The 17,100-nt window shown below is 61.0% G+C and carries 18 protein-coding genes; 10 read left to right on the plus strand and 8 right to left on the minus strand.

Features of this window, described 5'->3' with window-relative positions; all coding sequences use genetic code 11:
* Nucleotides 1–41: 41 nt before the first annotated feature.
* Both J3R80_RS04070 and argF read left to right on the plus strand, forming a co-directional pair.
* Nucleotides 42–1,238 carry an aspartate aminotransferase family protein gene (locus J3R80_RS04070; protein WP_275392481.1) on the plus strand — a complete coding sequence of 399 codons (1,197 nt, stop codon included), beginning with the start codon at nucleotides 42–44 and terminating at the stop codon, nucleotides 1,236–1,238.
* A complete protein-coding gene (gene argF, locus J3R80_RS04075; RefSeq protein ID WP_275392482.1) occupies nucleotides 1,235–2,161 on the plus strand; it encodes an ornithine carbamoyltransferase in 927 nt (308 codons plus the stop codon). Before J3R80_RS04070 ends, argF begins: the two co-directional genes overlap by 4 nt.
* Before the next feature lie 109 nt (nucleotides 2,162–2,270).
* Here the strand turns inward: argF and J3R80_RS04080 are convergent, their stop codons facing one another.
* The 3 genes from J3R80_RS04080 to hrpB all read right to left on the minus strand — a co-directional run bounded on the left by J3R80_RS04080 (nucleotide 2,271) and on the right by hrpB (nucleotide 6,922).
* Nucleotides 2,271–3,752 (minus strand): inorganic phosphate transporter, encoded by a 1,482-nt coding sequence (locus J3R80_RS04080; protein WP_275392483.1) that lies wholly within the window; start codon nucleotides 3,750–3,752, stop codon nucleotides 2,271–2,273.
* A 134-nt stretch (nucleotides 3,753–3,886) separates the two neighbouring features.
* On the minus strand, nucleotides 3,887–4,300 hold the full coding sequence (locus J3R80_RS04085) for an NUDIX hydrolase (RefSeq protein WP_343075813.1): 414 nt from the start codon (nucleotides 4,298–4,300) through the stop codon (nucleotides 3,887–3,889).
* A 168-nt stretch (nucleotides 4,301–4,468) separates the two neighbouring features.
* Nucleotides 4,469–6,922: an ATP-dependent helicase HrpB gene (gene hrpB / locus J3R80_RS04090; RefSeq protein WP_275392485.1), complete on the minus strand. Its 2,454-nt coding sequence runs from the start codon at nucleotides 6,920–6,922 to the stop codon at nucleotides 4,469–4,471.
* Between the two features lie 103 nt (nucleotides 6,923–7,025).
* Between hrpB and meaB the strand changes: the two genes are divergently transcribed.
* The 5 genes from meaB to J3R80_RS04115 all read left to right on the plus strand — a co-directional run bounded on the left by meaB (nucleotide 7,026) and on the right by J3R80_RS04115 (nucleotide 11,741).
* Nucleotides 7,026–8,012 (plus strand): methylmalonyl Co-A mutase-associated GTPase MeaB, encoded by a 987-nt coding sequence (gene meaB / locus J3R80_RS04095; protein WP_275392486.1) that lies wholly within the window; start codon nucleotides 7,026–7,028, stop codon nucleotides 8,010–8,012.
* A 266-nt stretch (nucleotides 8,013–8,278) separates the two neighbouring features.
* The gene (locus J3R80_RS04100; RefSeq protein WP_275392487.1) at nucleotides 8,279–10,108 is read left to right on the plus strand and encodes an ABC transporter ATP-binding protein; all 1,830 of its coding nucleotides are present in this window, start codon (nucleotides 8,279–8,281) and stop codon (nucleotides 10,106–10,108) included.
* Between the two features lie 312 nt (nucleotides 10,109–10,420).
* Nucleotides 10,421–10,708, plus strand: a complete 288-nt coding sequence (gene rpmB, locus J3R80_RS04105; protein ID WP_163037863.1) for a 50S ribosomal protein L28 — start codon at nucleotides 10,421–10,423, stop codon at nucleotides 10,706–10,708.
* A 130-nt stretch (nucleotides 10,709–10,838) separates the two neighbouring features.
* Nucleotides 10,839–11,186 carry a hypothetical protein gene (locus tag J3R80_RS04110; RefSeq protein ID WP_275392488.1) on the plus strand — a complete coding sequence of 116 codons (348 nt, stop codon included), beginning with the start codon at nucleotides 10,839–10,841 and terminating at the stop codon, nucleotides 11,184–11,186.
* Between the two features lie 42 nt (nucleotides 11,187–11,228).
* Entirely contained in the window at nucleotides 11,229–11,741 is a 513-nt protein-coding gene (locus tag J3R80_RS04115; protein ID WP_275392489.1) for a copper chaperone PCu(A)C, read from the plus strand.
* A 57-nt stretch (nucleotides 11,742–11,798) separates the two neighbouring features.
* On the opposite strand, the gene J3R80_RS04120 is transcribed toward J3R80_RS04115, so the two are convergent.
* Together J3R80_RS04120 and J3R80_RS04125 are read right to left on the minus strand one after the other, a co-directional pair.
* Entirely contained in the window at nucleotides 11,799–12,494 is a 696-nt protein-coding gene (locus tag J3R80_RS04120; RefSeq protein ID WP_275392490.1) for an NAD-dependent deacylase, read from the minus strand.
* Nucleotides 12,491–13,141, minus strand: coding sequence for a helix-turn-helix domain-containing protein (locus J3R80_RS04125; RefSeq protein ID WP_275392491.1), 651 nt, complete (start codon nucleotides 13,139–13,141; stop codon nucleotides 12,491–12,493). Before J3R80_RS04125 ends, J3R80_RS04120 begins: the two co-directional genes overlap by 4 nt.
* Before the next feature lie 154 nt (nucleotides 13,142–13,295).
* Here J3R80_RS04125 and J3R80_RS04130 point away from each other — a divergent pair, with 154 nt between their 5' ends.
* Nucleotides 13,296–13,496 (plus strand): YdeI/OmpD-associated family protein, encoded by a 201-nt coding sequence (locus tag J3R80_RS04130; protein WP_275392492.1) that lies wholly within the window; start codon nucleotides 13,296–13,298, stop codon nucleotides 13,494–13,496.
* Nucleotides 13,497–13,536: 40 nt separating this feature from the next.
* A complete protein-coding gene (locus tag J3R80_RS04135) occupies nucleotides 13,537–13,995 on the plus strand; it encodes a low molecular weight protein-tyrosine-phosphatase (RefSeq protein ID WP_275392493.1) in 459 nt (152 codons plus the stop codon).
* Nucleotides 13,996–13,998: 3 nt separating this feature from the next.
* Here J3R80_RS04135 and J3R80_RS04140 read toward each other — a convergent pair whose 3' ends face one another.
* From J3R80_RS04140 to J3R80_RS04150, 3 genes are all read right to left on the minus strand, one after another.
* Nucleotides 13,999–14,376, minus strand: coding sequence for a hypothetical protein (locus J3R80_RS04140; RefSeq protein WP_275392494.1), 378 nt, complete (start codon nucleotides 14,374–14,376; stop codon nucleotides 13,999–14,001).
* A 33-nt stretch (nucleotides 14,377–14,409) separates the two neighbouring features.
* Entirely contained in the window at nucleotides 14,410–15,369 is a 960-nt protein-coding gene (locus J3R80_RS04145) for a 1-phosphofructokinase family hexose kinase (RefSeq protein WP_275392495.1), read from the minus strand.
* A 75-nt stretch (nucleotides 15,370–15,444) separates the two neighbouring features.
* A complete protein-coding gene (locus J3R80_RS04150; RefSeq protein WP_275392496.1) occupies nucleotides 15,445–16,494 on the minus strand; it encodes a Glu/Leu/Phe/Val dehydrogenase dimerization domain-containing protein in 1,050 nt (349 codons plus the stop codon).
* A gap of 125 nt (nucleotides 16,495–16,619) precedes the next feature.
* Here J3R80_RS04150 and J3R80_RS04155 point away from each other — a divergent pair, with 125 nt between their 5' ends.
* On the plus strand, nucleotides 16,620–17,075 hold the full coding sequence (locus J3R80_RS04155; RefSeq protein ID WP_275392497.1) for an Lrp/AsnC family transcriptional regulator: 456 nt from the start codon (nucleotides 16,620–16,622) through the stop codon (nucleotides 17,073–17,075).
* Nucleotides 17,076–17,100 lie beyond the last annotated feature (25 nt).

A 17,100-nucleotide genomic window follows, 5' to 3' on the forward strand; every position in this document is an offset into this window, starting at 1 on the left:
CCATACGGCACCCAAAGGCTTCTTTTACAAAGGATACCGACATGATCCCGTCGCTTCTTCCGACCTATAACCGTGTTGATCTTGCGTTCGAGCGCGGCCAGGGCAGTTGGCTTGTCACCGAGGGCGGCGAGCGATTTCTGGACCTGGGGGCAGGGATTGCGGTCAATGCGCTGGGCCATGCCCATCCGGCGCTGGTCGAGCTGCTGGCCGATCAGGGCGCAAAGCTGTGGCACGTGTCGAACCTCTATACCATTCCGCAGCAGCAGAAGCTGGCGGACAAGCTGGTCGATCTGACATTTGCGGACACGGTGTTTTTCACCAATTCGGGCACCGAAGCATGTGAACTTGCGGTCAAGATGGCGCGCAAGTACTGGCATGACAAAGGGGACCATGACCGCGTTCGCATCATCGGATTCGAAGGCTCGTTCCATGGCCGCTCGTCCGCCGGGATTGCGGCCGCCGGGGGTGAGAAGCTGACCAAAGGGTTCGGCCCGCTTCTGCCCGGCTTCACGCACCTGCCCTTTGGCGATCTGGACGGGTTGACCGACGCCCTTGCGACAGGCGATGTGGCGGCGGTGATCATCGAGCCGGTGCAAGGCGAAGGCGGCATCCGCCCGGTGCCGGATGACGAGTTGAAGGCCATTCGCGCCGCTTGCGACAAGACCGGGACGCTTTTGATCTTTGACGAGGTGCAATGCGGCATGGGCCGGACCGGCAAGCTGTTTGCGCATGAATATTCCGGCGTCACCCCCGATATCATGATGGTCGCCAAGGGGATTGGCGGCGGCTTCCCGTTGGGCGCGGTTCTGGCGACGGAAAATGCGGCCTCGGGCATGGTGGCGGGCACGCATGGGTCGACCTATGGCGGCAACCCGCTGGCCTGTGCAATCGGCGCGAAAGTGACCGAGATCATCGCCGACCCGGATTTCCTGAACGAAGTCAGCCGCAAGGCAGGGCTTATGCGGCAGAAGCTGGAAGGGCTGGTCGCCGCCCATCCGGACGTGTTCGAAGCCGTGCGCGGATCGGGACTGATGCTGGGTCTGAAATGCAAGGCCCCGAACACCGATGTGCTGGCCAAATGCTATGACGCGAAGGTGCTGTGCGTGCCGGCGGCAGACAACGTGCTGCGGATCCTGCCCGCCCTGACCATTGAAGACGAAGATATTGCCGAGGCTGTCACACGGCTTGAAACGGCTGCCAAGGCCATAACCAAAACCCATGAGGGCCAGAGCCAATGAAACATTTTCTTGATATCAACACGACCGACACCGCCGACCTGACCGGCATGATCGCGGAAGCGCAGCGGATCAAGCGGGCACGTGCGGGCAAGCCCAAGGGCGCCCCTGACGAGGAACAGCCGCTGAAGGACCACATGGTCGCGCTGATTTTCGAGAAGCCCTCGACCCGGACGCGTGTCAGTTTTGACCTGGGTGTGCGCCAGATGGGCGGACAGACCATGGTTCTGTCAGGATCCGAGATGCAACTGGGCCATGGCGAGACGGTGGCCGACACGGCCCGCGTGCTGAGCCGGTATGTCGATATGATCATGATCCGTACCTTTGAAGAAGCAACGCTGCTGGAAATGGCGGAATATGCGGATGTGCCGGTGATCAACGGGCTGACCAACCGCTCGCACCCCTGTCAGATCATGGCCGATATCCTGACATACGAGGAACATCGCGGGTCGATTGCGGGCAGGAAAGTGGTTTGGGCGGGGGACGGCAATAATGTCTGTGCGTCCTTCTTGCATGCCGCCGGGCAGTTCGGCTTCGACGTAACCTTTACCGGGCCGGAGGTGCTGGACCCGGAAGCCGTGTTCGTGGACGAAGCGCGCGCCAAGGGGGCCAATATCGAAATCGTGCGCGATCCGGTCAAGGCGGTCGAGGGGGCGGATCTTATCGTCGCGGATACATGGGTGTCGATGCATGACGCACCTTCAGCCCGCGAACGTCGGCACAACCTCTTGCGTCCCTACCAGATCAATGATGCGCTGATGGCGCATGCCAAACCGGATGCGCTGTTCATGCACTGCCTTCCGGCGCATCGGGATGAAGAAGTCACCAATACCGTGATGGACGGTCCGCAATCCGTGATTTTCGACGAGGCCGAGAACCGGTTGCATGCGCAGAAAGCGGTCATGCGCTGGTGTCTGGATGCCTAGTACAGGTTGAAGTTCGGCAGGGGCGTTGCCCCTACGGTGCCACGCGTTGCGTGGCACCTACCTCAGGATATTTGGGGCCAGAAGAAACCGCCAAAGTGTTGATCTGTGGTCAGGACACGATAGAGTTCAGCACAAAGAAGATCAGCGCGGACATCAGGGCAGCAGCGGGCACGGTGATGACCCAGGCGGCGACGATGGTCATGAAATGCGAGCGGCGCACCAGTTTGCGGCGGCGGCGTTCTTCGGGAGCGATGCGCTTGACTTCGGGCCGCGCGGCGGAAGAGCGGCGCAGGCGGCGCTCCATGTGGAACTCGCGGTAGAAGCCGACGCCGAACACGCCACCCACCGCGATATGGGTCGAGCTGACGGGCAGGCCCAGCCAGCTGGCGACGATCACGGTGATGGCGGCAGACAGGGCAACGCAATAGGCGCGTATCGGGTTCAGCTTGGTGATCTGGCTGCCCACCATGCGGATCAGTTTCGGGCCAAACAGCATCAGGCCGAAGCTGATGCCGAAGGCCCCGATGACCATGACCCATGTCGGGATGGAGACCTTGTCGGCAAAGTCGCCCACGCTTTCCACATGCACGATGGCTGCCAGCGGGCCGACAGCGTTGGCCACGTCGTTTGCGCCATGGGCAAAGGACAGAAGCGCGGCCGAGAAGATGAGCGGCAGGGCAAACAGTGTTTTCAGAGATTTCGTGCGGTTTTCAAGCCCTTCGGCCTGACGCGCGATCAGGGGCGCTGTGATGACATAGGCAACCGCGCCCACACCGGCCCCGATCACCAGGGCCGTGTCGAGGTCGATCTTGATAACCTTTTTCAGCCCCTTGATCGACAGATAGGCCCCGAAGGCTGCGGCCATGATGCCGATGAACACCGGAACCCAGCGTTTCGCGGCGGCGATCTTGTCGTCTTGATAGATGATCTTGTGTTTGATCAGCGCGAGGAACAGCGCGGCAATCGCGCCCCCCAAGACAGGTGAAATGACCCAGGAAGCGGCGATCTTGCCCATGGTGGGCCAGCTGACCGCAGCAAACCCGGATGCGGCGATACCCGCGCCCATCACGCCACCCACAACCGAATGGGTTGTCGAAACCGGTGCTCCGACCCATGTGGCGAGGTTCACCCACAGGGCTGAGGAGATCAGGGCGGCCATCATGGCCCAGACGAACACGCGGGATTGATCAAAGCCAGCAGGGTCAATGATGCCTTTGGAAATCGTCGAGACCACGTCGCCACCCGCCAGAAGCGCGCCCGCGCTTTCGCAGATGATCGCGATGACGATGGCGCCGCCCATGGTCAGGGCATTCGCCCCCACGGCTGGTCCCATGTTGTTGGCGACATCGTTCGCGCCGATATTCAGCGCCATATAGGCGCCGAACGCAGCGGCGATAACAACCACCAGGGATGTTGGCGTTTGACCAAAGAAAACGGCGGCTGAAAGGGCTGCGATGACGATGAACGCAAGTGCGACACCCATGCCGACCAAGGGTCGCGATACATATTGCGTGGCGTATTCGACCTGGCTGATCCGGTTCAGGTCTTTGTCCAGTGTTTTCCACTGGCTGCCGCGTTTCTCTGCGCCCATCCGAGGCCCCCTGCATCGCGTTTTGTTACATGACTGATACACAGCCGTTACAATTCAGCGCCTGCGCTAGACTGTCAGGGCTGCGATTGCAACAGATTCGAGCCGTCCCGGCGCGTGCTTTCAGAGAGTGTGGCCTAGAATTCCTGCAGGAGCTTCTGAAGATCCTTTTCCTGGACCATATCTGCCGCCTTATCCGCCGGCACCCACGTCCGCTTGCGTTCATCGGCTTCGGGAAATTCGTCGGACAGTTTCTCGACCTTCAGCGGGAAAACCTTGGTCGTACAGCGGGCAACGCCGCCGAAATCCATTTCTTTCTCGGACTCGAAGGCACCGATCGGGGCATGGTCCAGCTGACCTTCTGAAACGCCAGCCTCTTCCCAGGCCTCTTGACGTGCGGCTTCGGCGGCATCCTTGCCGTCCATCGGCCAGCCCTTGGGCAGAATCCAGCGCCCGGTACCGCGGGATGTCACCAGCAGAACTTCTTTATCGTCCCCCGAGCCACGATAGCACAGCGCGGCGACCTGCACCCGTTTGGGGCGTTGGAACATGGGGGCGACGACCTCTTCCCAGGCCTGTTTCAGCAATGATGACATTTTCGTACCTGCGTTTTGGGAGCTTTGCTCACTTTTTATTGTAGATGTTAAGATATGGTATTTGTGGGGCAAAATGCAAGCTAGGCACCAAAAAAGGGTATTCTGCGCCCGTTATTGCCGCCATCAGCTTTTGCGCGGCTTGGCCCGTAAGGTTGGATCGGCCTGTGTCGGATCCTCGGGCCAGGGGTGTTTCGGATAGCGCCCGCGCATGTCTTTGCGCACATCCTGATAGCTTGTGGACCAAAAGTTCGGGATGTCCGTCGTCGTCTGCACAGGACGTCCGGCTGGCGACAATAGCGTGACACGCAGTGGCGTTTTACCGATCATAGGATGGCGTTTGGTGCCGAACATTTCCTGCAAACGCAGGCTGATTTCGGGGGTCTCACCAGCATAGTCTATTGGGGTCTTGCGGCCCATCGGTGTGACGAAGTGGGCAGGCGCTTCGCGGTCAAGCACCGACATCTGCGTCCAATCCAGCCGCGCGCGCAGGGCGTCCAGCAGGTCGAAGCGTTTCCATTCTGCGGTGGTTTTAACCCCTATCAGATGCGGCAGCAGCCAATCGTCCAGATCAGCCAGTAAGGCGGTGTCGGACATATCGGGCAGCTCTGCACCGTCCGCGCGCATCAATTCGACCCGCGCGATGAAGCGGCGGGCCGCGTCCGAGGGGCGCAGTCCCAACTCGCGCACCCCGTCCAGCATAGCGCGTGCGATGGCTTCGTCTGGGGCATCCTTCCAAATGCGGTCATCCAGAACGACGGCGCCCAGCCTCTCTTGTCGGCGCGCCACGACGCGCCCATCGCGCTTGGACCATGCGCAATGATCGACCCAAGTGATGTCATCTTCGAATAGCTCACGCAGCTCTCCGTCACTGATCTGGATGGCTTGTCGTATCCGGGCGTCGCGCGGGTTGCCATCGGTGTCGGTGACAACAATCAGACGAGCGCCGGCCAACGGATCGACGTCATCCATCACCGCGCCTTTCCCGCCGGACAAGATGAACCTCGGCGCATCACCCGGTCGGCGCAGACCCACGCGATCCGGATAGGCGAGCGCGGCCATCTGGGCGTCGCTCAGGTCTGGTTGAACGGGTTTGGCCAGCTTGCGCAGGCGTTTCGCTTCGGTGCGAACACGCTCGATAACACTGCGATTGACTGTGATGCCATGCCGGGCGGCGAAGCCCTTCGTATCGCGGATCGCCTCAAGCCTGAGTGACAGATCGGTTGCCGCTGCGCGTGGCAGAGGATCCCGCTCGCCCCACAGCGCCGCAAGGTCTGCAGCCTTTGGACCGGCCATGGTCAGCATATGCCCAAGCCGCGGATGCATGGGCAACCGGGCCAGCGCTCGCCCATGCGATGTGATGCGCCCCCCGGCATCCAATGCCCCCAGCGACTGCAGAAGCGACTGCGCCTCGGACAGCACACCAGCGTTCGGGGGTGTCAGGAAGGCAAGCCCGTTCCCCTCCGGTGATCCCCAGGCCGCAAGCTCCAATGCCAGAGGGGCAAGGTCGGCGGTTTCGATTTCGGCCGGTGGGAAAGGGGGCAACCCGCCTTCTTCCCCCTTCGTCCAGAGCCGGTAACAGACGCCCGGTGCCACGCGCCCCGCGCGCCCCCTTCGCTGTTCTGCCTCGGCCTTTGAGACACGCTCGGTCACAAGCCGTGACATGCCCGAACCGGGGTCGAACCGGGCGCGGCGCGACTGGCCTGCATCGACCACCACGCGGATGTCCTGAATGGTCAGCGATGTTTCCGCAATAGAGGTGGCCAGCACGATCTTGCGGCCGGATGTTGCCGGGGCAATCGCTGCGCGCTGGGCCGCAAAATTCATCGCGCCAAACAGCGGGTGCAGATGACAGTCCGATGGCAGGTTCGGGCGCAAAGCGGCTTCGGTGCGCCGTATCTCGCCCTCTCCGGGCAGAAACACCAGAACGCCGCCCTTGGTCTCGGTCAGCGCCTGAAGGACAAGCGCGGTGGTTGCGTCGGGCAGGCGGGTCGTTTTCGGCAAGGGCGCAGGCAGATGGTGGGTCTGGACCGGAAAGGCGCGCCCTTCGGACCGCACGATGGGCGCAGCGTTCAGAAGTTGCGCCACCGGGTCCGCATCCAGCGTAGCGGACATCACAACCAGTTTCAGATCGTCGCGCAAGGCCTGGGCGGCCTCCCAAGTCAGGGCAAGGCCGAGATCGGCGTTCAGGGATCGTTCGTGAAATTCGTCGAAGATCACGGCACCTATGCCGGACAGCGACGGGTCAGATTGCAGGATTCGTGTCAGAATGCCTTCTGTCACAACCTCGATCCGGGTGGCGGCGCTGACCTTCGCCTCGCCCCGGATGCGATAGCCGATCGTTTCGCCAACCGGCTCACCAAGGGTTTGCGCCATACGTTCGGCAGCGGTGCGCGCGGCCAGACGACGCGGTTCCAGCATCAGCAGCTTGCCTTCGAATGCCCCTGCGTCCAGCAAGGCCAACGGCACGACCGTGGTTTTCCCTGCGCCCGGCGGGGCCATAAGCACGGCGCGCCCGCTCTGGCCGATGGCATCAAGCAGGTCGGGAATGGCGTCGTGAATGGGCAGGATGTCGCTCATACCCCCTTATCAACCGTCATGCACCTATCGTCCAGATGTGGGCGCTGCCCCTCTGGACAGATGGTCCCGAGCGCGGCATGACTGTCGACAAGTTGGAGGCGGCATGGACATTCACGATCTGGCAGCACGGGTGCAGGCGGGCGAACGGCGGGCCTTGGCGCGCGCTATTACCTTGGTTGAAAGCGGCCGTGCTGATCACCGTGAACAGGCAAGCGCGTTGCTGGATGCCGTGGCGCCCTTGGGCCGTCAGGCCCTGCGCATCGGTCTTTCGGGCACCCCGGGCGTGGGCAAATCCACCTTCATCGAAGCCTTCGGCATGTTCCTGATCGAACAGGGGTTGAAAGTGGCGGTGCTGGCCGTTGATCCCAGTTCGGCCCGCTCTGGCGGGTCCATTCTGGGCGACAAGACCCGGATGGAGCGGTTGAGCCGCGAGAAGAACGCCTTTATCCGCCCGTCACCCTCGCAATCGCAACTGGGCGGGGTGGCGCGCCGTACCCGCGAGGCGGTGGCCCTGTGCGAGGCGGCAGGCTTTGACGTGGTGCTGATCGAAACCGTGGGCGTCGGGCAATCCGAAACCATGGTGGCCGAAATGTCCGACCTGTTTCTGTTGTTGCTCGCCCCGGCAGGTGGGGACGAGCTGCAGGGCGTGAAACGCGGGATCATGGAAATTGCCGACCTGATTCTGGTCAACAAGGCCGATGGCGAGTTGAAATCCACCGCCATGCGCACCTGTGCGGATTACGCGGGCGCGCTGCGGCTGTTGCGCAAACGTGCCTATGACCCCGAAGGATACCCCAAAGCAATGACGGTGTCGGCGGTGACGCAGGACGGGCTGCCTGCTGCGTGGGATGCGATACAAACGCTGATCGCCTGGCGCCGTGAACATGGCCACTGGACCAAACGGCGCGAACAGCAAGCCCGGCACTGGTTCGAAGAGGATGTGCGCCTCGGCCTTCTGTCTGTGCTCGACCAGAAGGACGCGCGCGCGCGGATCGACGCGCTGGGCACCCAGGTGGCTGCGGGCCGGATTTCTGCCAGCCGCGCCGCCGAAGACATCCTTGCCCAGCTTCGCCCGCCGACCGACATCTGACCGCGCCTGTTTCTTCTGGCGGAAAATATCCCGGGGTAAGCGGCCGCGCCGCGAGGGGCAGCGCCCCTTTTCCCGCCTTTGCCTGCCCACCCCGATGGCCGGGCTTGATCAGCGCTAACATCTGGGGTAGCGTCCCCAAGGAACATGAAGGAGAGATGCTGGATGCGAAATGTCAGGACCCCATATCAAGCGTAAGTCGCGGTCCTGAAGGGCTGTCGTCGGCCCCTCCATCACATCTTTATCCCCAACGCGCACGGAGCGCCTTCATGTTTCGTTTCTTTGAAAATCTCGTTGATCCTTTTGCCCCGCACGATATGGGCACACCGCCCAAGACCCTTTGGCCCTTCTTCAAGTCGCAACTCGGACCGTTCCGCAAGTGGATGGTCTGGATGGCGCTGACCGGGGTTCTGGTGGCGCTGATCGAAACCGGACTGATTTTTTACACCGGGCGGGTTGTTGACCTGATGAACCTGTCGACACCCGAAAGCTTCTGGGGGACCAATGGGATTGAACTGCTGATCGCGGCCGTGTTCATTATCATCCTCAGACCGCTGGCGATCACGCTGAACCGGTTTTTCCTGGAACAGACGTTGGCTGGCAATATGCAGGAACAGGTACGCTGGCGCGCGCACCGGCACCTGTTGGGGCAGTCTTTGGGGTTTTTCCAGAACGATTTTGCCGGGCGTCTATCGAACCGCGTGATGCAACTTGGTCCGGCGGTCGAGGACAGCACCTATATGTTCTTCGAAGGCATTTTCTATGCGACAACCTATGTGCTGAGCGCGATGGTCATTCTGGGGCAGGTCGACATCCGCCTGGCACTGCCCCTGGGTGTCTGGCTGGTGTTCTACGTGCTCTATGTGCGCTACATCGCCAAGCGTGTCTCAGTGGCGTCGGAAAAATGGTCCGACGCGCGGTCGCTGGTTACCGGTCGGATCGTCGATGCCTATGCCAATATCGAAAGCGTCAAACTGTTTTCGCAAGGGGCGGGCGAAGAACGCTATGCGTTGTCATCACTCAAACGCCTGCGCCTTAGATTCCAGCGTTTCCTGCGCCTGATGACCGAGCTGAGCTTTGGGCTGAATCTGTTGAACGGCTTGCTGATCGTCGGTGTTCTGGGCGCGGCGGTCTGGCTGTGGACACAAGGCGAGGTGTCGGTAGGCGAGGTTGCCGCCGCCTCGGCGCTGGTGGTGCGGCTGAACGGCATGTCGGGTTGGATCATGTGGGTCACAATCCGGTTGTTTGAACATATGGGCGTGATCCGGGAAGGGTTGCGGTCGATCGCCGTGGCGCATGAATTGAAGGACGCCAATGAAGCCAAGGATCTTGTGATCAAGGACGGTGCAATCACCTTTGAGGGATTGACGCATCACTATGGCAAAGGCTCCGGCGGGTTGGACAACATATCGTTGACCGTCCATCCGGGTGAGAAGGTTGGCCTGGTTGGCCGGTCCGGGGCGGGCAAGTCCAGCCTTGTGAACCTTCTGATGCGGTTTCGTGATCCCGAAGGAGGGCACATCCTGATTGACGGTCAGAACGTGTCAGATGTGACGCAAGACAGTCTGCGTGCACAGATCGGCATGGTGACACAGGACAGCAGCCTGCTGCATCGTTCCGTGCGCGCCAACATTCTTTATGGTCGTCCGGATGCAACCGAGGACCAGATGATTGCCGCGGCTGAGCGGGCAGAAGCGCATGAGTTCATCCAGGTGTTGGAAGACCCGCAAGGTCGTCGCGGGTATGATGCGCAGGTCGGTGAACGGGGCGTGAAACTGTCAGGCGGGCAGCGCCAGCGGATCGCGATTGCGCGGGTGATGCTGAAGGATGCCCCGATCCTTGTGTTGGACGAAGCCACGTCGGCCCTGGACAGCGAGGTCGAGGCGGCGATCCAGAAAACCCTCTATGGCATGATGGAAGGCAAAACCGTGATCGCCATCGCCCACCGCCTGTCCACCATCGCCCAGATGGATCGGATCGTCGTATTGGACGAAGGCCGCATTATCGAAAGCGGCAGCCATGAAGCGCTTTTGGCGGCGGGCGGAACCTATGCCGGTCTGTGGGAACGTCAGTCTGGCGGATTTCTGGGCGAGGATTGAGGCGGGGGCGTTCGGGGGCTCACGAAGTGAGCCGTGGAGGGGCCTTGCCCCTCTGCGCTGTGCGCATTCACCCCAGGATATTTTGGGCCAGAAGAAGCCGTGCAGACAGGGTCTGGTTGGGCGGGTGAAATTTCATGTTGGAACGTGGCTACGACTCACTTGACGCGCCGGGGGAAGGGGTCTAATTACCGCGAACGGAATTCGGGGCGCTGCCATTGCGGCGCCCGTTTGTATTGACCGGCTGGACGTGAGCGGCGCGAGGGCGCGCTGAAAATCTCACCAATCTGGCCCGAGAGAGCAAGGATAAGAGCCATGTCGCGAGTTTGCGAACTGACCGGAAAAGGCCCGATGACTGGCAACAATGTCAGCCACGCCAAAAACAGAACCCGCCGCCGGTTTCTGCCGAACCTGAACGACGTGACGCTTCAGTCGGAAGCACTGGGTCGCGCGTTCAAATTGCGCATCTCGGCTGCTGCCCTGCGTTCGGTTGACCACCGTGGTGGTCTGGACGCGTTCCTGGCAAAAGCCAAAGACGTTGAGCTGTCGGCCAACGCGCTGAAGATCAAGAAAGAAATTGCGAAAGCTCAGGCAGCCGCCTAAGCCCCGCGCTTTTCTGGATCGACCAGATTTTGAACCGCCCCGGCCTTTGGCTGTGGGCGGTTTTCGCGTGTGCCTTGCCTGTTACATTTTGTCCCTTGCCCGCCCCGAGAAACGGGCATAGCTAGGTGACATGATCCGTGCGGCATTTGCATATGTTCTGGCCTTTGCGCTGACCATCACCAGCTTTGCGCTGGCGGATGCCCGTGGTGAAAACCCGGATATGAATGGTGCGTTCGAAATGGTGCTGTGTACCGGCACCGGCATGACCACCATCACGCTTGGCCCGGATGGCGAGCCCATCGAATCGGTGCACCTGTGTCCCGATGGCACGTCGATCTTCGCGGCTGCATTTTCGCTTCCATCCCTCGATATGCCTGAAACACGGGTGATCGCGCATATTGTCCCTTCGCGCGCTGTTGCCCTTCCGGGTCGCGATGAGCTGTCCCCGTCTGCCCGAGGTCCCCCGGCGCTGGTCTGATCCCTTCGACTAAGACCAACCCAAAGACCAAAGGACAAGACTATGTTCCGTATGAAAACTGTTCTGGCTGCCGGTGCAGCCGCCCTTTTTGCCCTGCCTGCTTTTGCAGATGACATCATGATCAACGACGCCTATGCGCGCGCGTCTGGTATGAACGCCATGGCGGGTGCCGCGTTTTTTCAGATCATGAACAATGGCGACGAAGATGATCGTCTGATTGCTGCAAAATCCGATGTAGCCAAGCGCGTCGAATTGCACACTCACAAGGAAAACGCCGAAGGTGTCATGCAGATGATCGAAGTCGAAGAGGGCTTTCCGGTTGCCGCCGGTGGGATGCATGCGCTTCAGCGCGGCGGTGACCACGTGATGTTCATGGGGTTGAACCAGCCGTTTGAGGACGGATCGACCATCAGCGTTACGCTTGTGTTTGAAAAAGCCGGTGAAATGACCGTCGAGATTCCGGTCGACCTGAAACGCAACCCGATGGGTGGCGGCATGCAGCACGGCAAGATGAAAGACGGCCAGATGGAGCAGGATACCACGCCATCGAACTGATGTTAGGATAGGCGCATCACGTCCCGCTGGGTCGCACCTTTGCAGGTGCGGCCTTTTTTATGGCGCATTGATGAGTTCGGAGACCCACTGTGGCACGATCTCGGTGGCCGGGCCAAAGCGGGCGGTATCAAACGCGCCAGCGGTAGAGGACGGCTCTAGATTGAGCTCCAGCGTCTCGACACCTGCTGCACGCGCTTCCGCCACGAACCCTGCCGCCGGATAGACATTGCCGGATGTGCCGATGGCGACGAATAGATCAACCTCGCTCAATGCAGCATAAATCTCGTCCATGCGATACGGCATCTCGCCAAACCAAACGATGTCAGGGCGGGTTGCCGGGCTGTCGCATGCGGGGCAGTGGTCGGTCGGCGACATAACCCGCGGCGCAGCCCAGCGGTGATCGCAAATGGCACAGAGCGCACCGGACAATTCGCCATGCATGTGGATCACCTCCGACGCACCACCGCGTTCGTGCAGGTCATCGACATTCTGGGTGACGATGGTGACACGGCCCCGATACTTGGTTTGAAGGCGCGCAAGCGCAGTGTGCGCCGCGTTCGGCTGCGCATTCTGGCAGTTGGCGCGACGCGCGTTGTAGAACTCGTGCACAAGGTCGGGATTTCGTGCAAACCCTTCCGGCGTCGCGACCTCGTTCAAATCGTATTTGGTCCAAAGACCATCCTTATCGCGGAACGTGCCCAGCCCGCTTTCGGCTGAAACGCCCGCGCCGGTCAGGATGACCATATGGCTCACTTGAAGCCCCCATAGATGTCCATGGCTTTCTGGAGCAGGTCCAGCAACGCGGCCACCTGAAGTGGGTCTTCGGCAGTGATTTCCCGTTCGGCGGCGAAGTTTGCCACGCGCTGATCACCCCGCGCGACGGCTTCGACGTCAGACCAGTCGAAGGCGATTTGCACAGGGGCAAGGGGCAGGGGCCCAGCTTGCAGAGCCACGCGTCCACCGGCCACGATCAGCGAGAATGGCGTGCCATCCAACAAGATCTCGGCCCGGATATCGTCAAGCGGACCGGCGGCGCGTTCGATGGCTCCGGCAAGGATCGCGGCACGATGGGAGACGCCCTCGGGATCGGTCGGGGAACTGGGTTCCGGTTGGTTGCGCCCGAATCGGGCGAGTTCGAACAGGATGCCACGAGTCGACAGACCAAGATCAGTCAGGGTGTAGAGGCGGTGCGATTTGGCGATCAAGCCAGCCTCGCACAATTCGGACAGGCGTGCAGACAGCATGTTCGATGCGATGCCGGGCAATCCGGCTTTGATTTGCGCAAAGCTCGCCGGGCCTGCATGAAGTTCGCGTAGCACATGGAGCGCCCAACGATTGCCCAACAGGTCGAGTGACCGCGAAATCGGGCAGGACATTGAATAGGATTTTACGCGAGACATGGCGCGGTTTTGACTGGCTTGTCTGGGGTTTGCAAGGGGGCATATGGCGGATGGGCGAAGCAATGCCCGTTCGATAAATCTCGCCGTCGGCTTGACGCGAGCCTGCCGCGGGGCGAGACTTTGTCTTATGCCTTTGAAGCGACCAATCCAACCCATGCCGTCAGATATCGAAGCGCGGCTTCAGGCGCGGGGAATGCGTGCTGCTTATGACGCGCGACCGCCCTATCAGCGGAATGACTACCTTGCTTGGATTGCACGCGCCAAGCGTCCCGAAACCCGCGAGAAGCGGGTGGTTCAGATGCTGGATGAATTGGCGGGCGGGACCCATTACATGAAGATGAAATGGCGCGCCTGACGCATGGTGACAGTTGGCTTTGCGGTGGCTAGAAGGGGGCATGACCTATCGCATCCTGTTTGTCTGCCTTGGAAACATCTGTCGATCACCGACCGCCGAAGCGGTCTTGCGCGCCATCGCGGTCGATCATCCATCACTGGATGTGCATATCGACAGTGCGGGCACCTCGGACTGGCATATTGGTGAACCGCCTTACGGTCCGATGCAGGATGCCGCCCGAACCAGAGGGTATGATCTGTCACGCCTGCGGGCGCGTCAGTTCGTGGCAGAGGATTTCGACCGGTTCGATCTGATTGTCGTGATGGATGAAAGCAACCTGACGAATGTCGAAGGTCTGCGGCCAGTTGGGTCAACAACACGCGTGGAACTGTTCACGTCCTTTGCGCCAGGCACCGGCCTGGATCACGTGCCCGACCCATATTACACCCGAAATTTCGACGAGACGCTGGATATTGTCGAAGCCGCATCGCGCCGCTTGATTGCAGAACTGACGCAATAAGCCTTAGCGGCAGTAAGACGTCACCGTCTGGCCGAACTTCTTGTATTTCTTCCAAAAGCGTTCGTCGGACCCCCGATCCGACTGGCGCAGCGCCTGACTGCGGTGTGGATCCTTGAAGAACTTGGCAACCTTTGCCCGCTCGGTACCCGTCAGCATTGAATTGGCGACATTCTGAATGCAGCCACACAATGCGCGCGACGCCGCGGCGCGATTTGCACTTAGACATGCGCGCTCAATCGACCCGCCGGCGAAGGCCGCCTGACTGGGTAGAATGACGGATATGAGCGCGAATGAGAGAAGAACCCGTTTCATAGCTGGCCTCGTCGAAATCTGCCTTGGTTTGTTCAGGTCTTTGCTGCCTGTTTGCAGTCGATAATACACTTTGTGGTGGCTGGATGCAATTTGCCAGACGCTTCAAAGCTGCGTGATCGAGACCTGTGGCAGCAAGGCGCGCAGGTCGCTGTCGCGGCAAAGCTCGGTTGCGGGGCTCATCACGGCGGCGCTGGCGGCGGCTGTTCCATGGCGCAGTGCGGCCGACCAGTCCGCCCCCGTCGCGCGGGCCAGCGCAAATGCCCCAACGAAGCTGTCGCCTGCGCCAACCTTGCTGACAACAGGCACCGGCGGGGTGATGGCGTGAAGCAAGGTGTTTTCGACCGCAAGCACCGACCCTTCGGCACCAAGCGCCAGGATCACGGCACCTGCGTGGCCTTTCTTGACCAGCATGCGGGCAAACTGGGCCACGTCGCTCAGGGATGAAAGCGGCCGCCCCGCCAGTGTCTGGCTTTCCGCGTGATCAAGCCTGAGAATATCCGGCGCGGCGCCCTCTGCACTGGTTTGGACCGCCAGCGCGGCCCCGGATGTATCAAGCGTCAGACTGGCGTTCTTGTGGCGCGTGACCTCTGCCAACATCTTGGGAAATGCGACGGGTACGCCGGGGGGGTGCGAGCCCGACAAGACAACATGCATTTCCGGCGTGATGGTCTGTTGAAGCTGCTTCAACAGTCGCTCCAGATCCGTGTCCGTCCAGACCGGGCCAGGCATGACAAACCGATATTGGGTATCGGCATGCCGATCGCTTACCGCCAGCGACAGACGGGTTTCTCCGGCCAGAGAAAACGCAACGGTTGGCACGCCCTCGTCCTTTAACAGGGCCGCCATCTGTTGCCCCCGAAATCCCGCCAAGGCAACAAGCGCTGTGGCCGTGCCGCCGATCCGACAGATGGCGCGCGCAACGTTGATCCCGCCGCCACCGGGATCCAGAACCGGTGCGTCGCACCGAAGCTTTTCGTCCGCGCGCACGCTTTCAACTGCGGTGGACATATCCAGCGCGGGGTTCAGGGTGATTGTCAAAATCTCGGCAATGGGGTGGGGCATAGCGTCCGCATCGTTTCAGAAACAATGTCAGACTAGGGGGTCGGGGAAGGCGCGGCAACGCCTTCCCGGTTTATCTTACGCAGCGCGGGCCTTGATGGTTTTGGCGACCACGTCCTGTGCGACTGCGGCGGGGCTGACGCCCTGCTTTGCGGCTTCGGACAGGATGGCCTCCATCGTGTCGTCCAGTGCTACGAGTTTCTTGGCGACCCATTCAACCCGGCCCTCGATTTGCAGAACCTCGGTGGCGACATTGATGATGCCACCGCCATTGGCCACAAAATCTGGTGCATAGAGAATGCCGCGTTCGGCCAGCAACTCGGCATCTGCAGGCTTGGCCAGCTGGTTGTTGGCCCCGCCGGCAACGGCTTTTACCTGAAGTTGCGGAATGGTGTCTTCGTTCAGAATACCGCCGATCGCACAGGGTGCGAAAATGTCTGCGTGTACGGCATATATGTCCTCCAACCCAACGGCTTGCGCCCCGAACGTCTTGGCTGCAGCTTCAACACGTTTTGCATCGATATCGGTGACAATCAGCTTGGCGCCAGCGTCTGTCAGCAACGCGCAGAGGTTCCAGCCGACATTGCCCAACCCCTGTACCGACACGGTGCGCCCGGTCAGATCGGTGTCGCCGAACTGGTGCAGCGCCACACGGCGCACGGCATTGAATATCCCGCGCGCGGTGATGGGCGAGGGATCACCCGAGGCAAACGCCCCATCGGACAGACCCGCCACAAAGCGTGTTTCTTTCGCCAGTTCGGCCATATCGGCCGGGCTCATCCCCATATCTTCGGCGGTCCAGTAGCGGCCTTCGCACGCCTCGACCGCCCGGCCAAAGGCATGCAGCAATGCCGGGGTTTTCAATGTGGCGGGATCCCCGATGATCACAGCCTTGCCGCCGCCCAGTCGCAAACCGGCTGCGGCGTTCTTGTATGTCATGCCTTCCGACAAGCGCAGCGCATCGGTCAGCGCGGCATCTTCGCTGGCATAGGGGCGCATCCGAAGACCGCCCGCGGCTGGCCCAAGCACTGTCGAATGAATGGCGATGAAGCCGACCAGCCCGCAGGTGGCATCCTCGACACGATAAACTTCTTCGTGGTTGGCCGCGGCCACTTGTGTGATGTTCATGAGATCCTCCCAATTTGGCGCGAATTTACCCAAGGGCAGTGGCGAATAATCACTAAAAAACTGCGCGACATGTCGAATGATTGGTGATATTTCTCGATATAAGCTAACTGGACGAGATTTTTCTAATGGATATCATCGACCGCCGTATCATCGCGGCCCTTCAGGAAAACGGCCGCCAGAAACTGGGCGAGCTTGCCGATTCTGTCGGCTTGTCCCCAACCCCCTGCGCCCGTCGCATCGCGACACTGGAAGAGGCCGGTGTCATCACCGGCTATGGCGCGCGGGTCGATCAGGCCAAGCTGGGCCTGCCGGTTTCGGTCTTCATCTCGGTCGAGTTGGAAAGCCAGAACCGCGACGCCTTGACCATTTTCGAACGCGCCGTGTCGCGCATGGAAGAAGTGATGGAATGCCATCTGATGAGCGGCAATCGCGACATCATCCTGCGCGTCGTCGTCGCCGACCTGACCGCCTTCGACGAGTTCATGGAACACCGCCTGATGCGGGTCGAGGGGATCCGACGGATGCGGTCGAGTTTTACACTGAGGACGATGGTCAGGCGGAACGTGTTGCCGGTGGGGTAGGCACCGCTCGTCAGGAGCCACGCGA

Origin of the sequence: Aliiroseovarius sp. Z3, from assembly GCF_029105185.1 — a bacterium.
GTDB lineage: Bacteria > Pseudomonadota > Alphaproteobacteria > Rhodobacterales > Rhodobacteraceae > Aliiroseovarius.

Coding starts and splice junctions, on each gene's coding strand:
- hrpB (WP_275392485.1), bottom strand. CDS start 6,922: ATGAGCGACATCCTGCCCATTCACGACGCCATTCCCGACCTGCTTGAT.
- J3R80_RS04080 (WP_275392483.1), bottom strand. CDS start 3,752: ATGGGCGCAGAGAAACGCGGCAGCCAGTGGAAAACACTGGACAAAGAC.
- J3R80_RS04110 (WP_275392488.1), top strand. CDS start 10,839: ATGATCCGTGCGGCATTTGCATATGTTCTGGCCTTTGCGCTGACCATC.
- J3R80_RS04070 (WP_275392481.1), top strand. CDS start 42: ATGATCCCGTCGCTTCTTCCGACCTATAACCGTGTTGATCTTGCGTTC.
- J3R80_RS04100 (WP_275392487.1), top strand. CDS start 8,279: ATGTTTCGTTTCTTTGAAAATCTCGTTGATCCTTTTGCCCCGCACGAT.
- J3R80_RS04125 (WP_275392491.1), bottom strand. CDS start 13,141: ATGTCTCGCGTAAAATCCTATTCAATGTCCTGCCCGATTTCGCGGTCA.
- J3R80_RS04085 (WP_343075813.1), bottom strand. CDS start 4,300: ATGTTCCAACGCCCCAAACGGGTGCAGGTCGCCGCGCTGTGCTATCGT.
- J3R80_RS04130 (WP_275392492.1), top strand. CDS start 13,296: ATGCCGTCAGATATCGAAGCGCGGCTTCAGGCGCGGGGAATGCGTGCT.
- argF (WP_275392482.1), top strand. CDS start 1,235: ATGAAACATTTTCTTGATATCAACACGACCGACACCGCCGACCTGACC.
- J3R80_RS04145 (WP_275392495.1), bottom strand. CDS start 15,369: ATGCCCCACCCCATTGCCGAGATTTTGACAATCACCCTGAACCCCGCG.
- J3R80_RS04150 (WP_275392496.1), bottom strand. CDS start 16,494: ATGAACATCACACAAGTGGCCGCGGCCAACCACGAAGAAGTTTATCGT.
- J3R80_RS04135 (WP_275392493.1), top strand. CDS start 13,537: ATGACCTATCGCATCCTGTTTGTCTGCCTTGGAAACATCTGTCGATCA.
- rpmB (WP_163037863.1), top strand. CDS start 10,421: ATGTCGCGAGTTTGCGAACTGACCGGAAAAGGCCCGATGACTGGCAAC.
- J3R80_RS04155 (WP_275392497.1), top strand. CDS start 16,620: ATGGATATCATCGACCGCCGTATCATCGCGGCCCTTCAGGAAAACGGC.
- meaB (WP_275392486.1), top strand. CDS start 7,026: ATGGACATTCACGATCTGGCAGCACGGGTGCAGGCGGGCGAACGGCGG.
- J3R80_RS04115 (WP_275392489.1), top strand. CDS start 11,229: ATGTTCCGTATGAAAACTGTTCTGGCTGCCGGTGCAGCCGCCCTTTTT.